Annotated in this window: 2 protein-coding genes; both read left to right on the forward strand. The window is 67.9% G+C overall.

Features of this window, described 5'->3' with window-relative positions; all coding sequences use genetic code 11:
• A partial coding sequence (locus tag DPV74_RS40670) for a YadA family autotransporter adhesin (protein WP_119339234.1) occupies positions 1-2,800 on the forward strand: 2,800 nt, incomplete at its 5' end.
• A gap of 124 nt (positions 2,801-2,924) precedes the next feature.
• Entirely contained in the window at positions 2,925-3,587 is a 663-nt protein-coding gene (locus tag DPV74_RS40675) for an OmpA family protein (RefSeq protein ID WP_119339233.1), read from the forward strand.
• The last annotated feature ends 57 nt before the right edge of the window (positions 3,588-3,644 follow it).

Below are 3,644 nucleotides of genomic sequence, written 5' to 3' on the forward strand. Positions count from 1 at the left end.
GACCGGCCTGTCGTCGGCCAATAGCTCGATCACGTCACTGTCGACCTCGACCTCGACGGGCCTCTCGTCGGCGAATAGCTCGATCACTTCGCTCTCGACGTCGACCTCGACCGGCCTCTCGTCGGCGAATAGCTCGATCACTTCGCTCTCGACGTCGACCTCGACCGGCCTCTCGTCGGCGAATAGCTCGATCGACTCGTTGTCCACCTCGACCTCGACGGGTCTGTCGTCGACCAACAGCTCGATCACGTCGCTGTCCACTTCGACCTCGACGGGCCTCTCGTCGGCCAACAGCTCGATCACTTCGCTGTCGACCTCGACCTCGACTGGCTTGTCGTCGGCCACCAGCTCGATCGGCTCGCTGTCGACCGGCCTCTCGTCGACCGATAGCTCGGTCACCTCGCTGTCGACTTCGACGTCGACCGGTCTGTCGTCGGCGAATAGCTCGATCACGTCGTTGTCGACCTCGACCTCGACGGGCTTGTCGTCCGCGACTAGCTCGATCGATTCGCTGTCGACTTCGACCTCGACGGGCCTGTCCTCGGCGAACAGCTCGATCGATTCGCTGTCGACTTCGACCTCGACGGGCCTGTCCTCGGCCAACAGCTCGATCACCTCGCTGTCGACTTCCACGTCGACGGGCCTCTCGTCGGCGAACAGCTCGATCACGTCGTTGTCCACGTCGACCTCGACCGGCATCAGCTCGTTGTCCACCGGCCTGAGCAGCACGAACAGCTCAGTGTCGTCGCTGTCGACCTCGACCTCGACGGGCCTGTCCTCGGCGAACAGCTCGATCACCTCCCTGTCCACGTCGACCTCGACCGGCATCAGCTCGTTGTCCACCGGCCTGAGCAGCACGAACAGCTCGGTGTCGTCGCTGTCGACCTCGACCTCGACGGGCCTGTCCTCGGCGAACAGCTCGATCAGCTCGCTGTCGACCTCCACGTCGACCGGCCTCTCCTCGGCCACCAGCTCGATCACCTCGCTGTCCACGTCGACCTCGACCGGCATCAGCTCGTTGTCCACCGGCCTGAGCAGCACGGACAGCACGATCCTGTCGCTGTCCACCTCGACGTCGACCGGCATCGGCTCGCTGTCCACCGGCCTGAGCAGCACGAACAGCTCGGTGTCGTCGCTGTCGACTTCGACCTCGACCGCGATCAACGCCGCGAAGACGCACTACTACAGCGTCAACGACAACGGCACGCAGCAGGCCAACTACGACAACACGGGCGCCACCGGCACCAACGCACTCGCCGCCGGCGTGAACGCCAGCGCGGCAGGCGCGAGCAGCGTGGCAGTCGGCGACGGTTCGAACGCGCAGTCGGCAGGCGCGGTCGCGATCGGCCAGAACGCATCGGCCACGGGCGGCAAGGCCGTGTCGATCGGCTCCGGCAACACGGCAACCGGCGACGGCGCCGTCGCGATCGGCGACCCGAGCATCGCGACGGGTACCGGCGCGGTCGCACTGGGCGCGAACGACACGGCGACCGGCAACGGCGCAGTGGCGCTCGGCAACGCGAACACCGCGAACGGCGCCAGCGCACTCGCCCTCGGCAGCTCGAACCAGGCCACCGCGGACAACACGATCGCGCTGGGCAACCAGTCGACGGCCAGCGCCGTCGGTGCGCAGGCCTACGGCTCGGCTGCCAAGGCCACGGCCGCCGATGCGCTCGCCTTCGGCACGAACGCGCAAGCCAACGTCGCCAACTCGATCGCACTCGGCGCGAACTCGGTCACGGCCGCGGCCGTCGGCACCTCCAGCGCCACGATCGGCGGCGTCACGTACTTCTTCGCGGGCAGCTCGCCGGTCGGCGTGGTGAGCGTCGGCGCACCGGGTGCGGAACGCCAGATCACGAACGTCGCCGCCGGCCGGATCTCGGCCAGCAGCACGGACGCGATCAACGGCAGCCAGCTCAACGCGACGAACAATGCGGTCAACGCGCTGTCGACGTCCACCGCATCGAACGTCGCATCGCTGTCGACCGGCATCAACTCGCTGTCGACGGGCCTGAGCACGACGAACAGCAACGTGGCCTCGCTGTCCACGTCGACCTCGACCGCGATCAACTCGCTGTCGACCGGCCTGAGCACGACGAACAGCAACGTCAACTCGCTGTCGACGTCGACCTCGACGGGCCTCGGTTCGCTGTCCACCGGCCTGAGCACGACGAACAGCAACGTGGCCTCGCTGTCGACCGGCGTGACCAACATCAACAATCAGTTGAACCAGCTGTCGACGTCGATCAACAACAACACGACGCGCGCCGCCAACAACAACGGCATCGCGGCCGACATGAACGGCAAGGGCACCGACGTCCCGACCGTCACCGCGGGTTCGAACTCGGTGGCGATCGGTGCGAATTCGAACGACGGCGGTCGCTCGAACGTGGTGTCGGTCGGCAACGACCAGCAGCAGCGCCAGATCACGAACGTCGCGCCGGGTACGCAAGGCACCGACGCGGTGAATGTGAACCAGCTGACGCAGGTGCAGACGACGTTGTCGACGGCACTGTCGGGCCAGCAGGCGCAGATCAACTCGCTGGGTTCGCAACTGCAGCAGACCGACCAGATGGCGAAGCAGGGTATCGCGGCCGTCGGCGCGATGGCGTCGATCCCGCAGCTCGATCGCGACGCCAACTTCGGGATGGGTGTGGGCACGTCGACCTTCCTCGGCCAGAAGGCGATGGCGGTCAACATGCAGGCGCGCATCACCGAGAACCTGAAGGCGTCGATCAACGGCGGTTTCAGCGGCGGTCAGAAGGTGATCGGCGCCGGCATGCTGTACCAGTGGAAGTAACGCGTCGCGCCGCCAGGCCGCCCGGCTCGCCAGCCGGACGGCTTGCGGCGGCCCCGACGGCCGGACGAGCCCGCCGCGCAACCCGTGGCGGGCTTCAGTCAACCCAAGTTTTGAGGATGTAACCGTGAACAAACTCGCTCTTGCGCTCGCACTTTCCGCAACGGCCCTCGCCGCGTGCTCGACCGCATCCGGCCCGACCTTCAGCGCCTCCGAACTGCAGCCGCGCGACGGCGTGCGCACCTTCCAGGTGGACTGCCACGGCCTGCTGTCGGGCCCGGAAACCTGCATGAAGGCCGCCCGCAAGATCTGCGGCGAAGAGCCCGTGCGCGCCGTCGATTCGGCCCGCGCGCTGCGCGACAAGTCCGATCCCGCGACGCTCGTGTTCCAGTGCGGCGCGGCGCCGGCCCAAGCGGCGCAGGCCGCCGCGCCGGCGACAGCCGTCGTCGAACAGGTCAACCTGTCGGGCGACGCGCTCTTCGCCACCGACCACGCGACGCTCGCCCCGACCGCGCGCGAATCGCTCGACCGGTTGCTGAGCGAGCGCGCCGACCACACGTACTCGCAGGTGAGCGTCACCGGCTTTACGGATTCGGTGGGCAGCGACGACTACAATCTCGCGCTGTCGAAGCGCCGCGCCGAATCCGTCGCGGCCTATCTGAAGGCACACGGCCTGAAGACCGATTCGCTGACGGTCTCGGGTCGCGGCAAGGCCGACCCGGTCGCGTCGAACGCGACGCCCGAAGGCCGCGCCAGCAACCGCCGCGTCGAAATCCGCCTGCAGCACTGAGCGGGCCGCCGCCGCGCGCGGCGCCCCGATCCGGCCGGCCGTCAGCGCCGCGCCGGA

Source organism: Burkholderia sp. HAN2018 (assembly GCF_024704855.1).
GTDB classification, from domain to species: Bacteria; Pseudomonadota; Gammaproteobacteria; order Burkholderiales; family Burkholderiaceae; genus Burkholderia; species Burkholderia cepacia.